Source organism: Vibrio sp. 10N.222.49.C9 (assembly GCF_041474985.1).
GTDB lineage: Bacteria > Pseudomonadota > Gammaproteobacteria > Enterobacterales > Vibrionaceae > Vibrio > Vibrio crassostreae_C.
Map to the genome: position 1 here is coordinate 1 of NZ_JBFRVD010001584.1, position 278 is coordinate 278.

At 50.0% G+C, this 278-nt stretch carries 1 pseudogene; it reads right to left on the reverse strand.

Going from position 1 to position 278, the window contains the following annotated elements:
* A pseudogene (locus AB4585_RS29370) lies at positions 1–278 on the reverse strand (2-haloalkanoic acid dehalogenase); the annotation flags it as partial.

The following is a 278-nucleotide window of genomic DNA, read 5'->3' on the forward strand; positions in this document are numbered from 1 at the left end:
CTGTATGAGTGCATTCTGACCGGGGATCGGCACACGGTTACGCAATAGCGTCACCTGATGCATAGTGTCTTGGATCGCTTGTGTCTGACTCTCACCAATAATGCCGATACTAGCGAAGGCATAGCTAAGCTGAGTCTCTCTGGCAATGGTCACATCATTGCGGCAACGCTCATTGCTTTGCAGGGCTTGTCGCTTTAACGCTCGCCAATGGTCGTCAGTAAATTGTTCTAGGCCAGGAAAAGCATTGATCAACCAACTACGCAGGTCTCGTTCTAGAC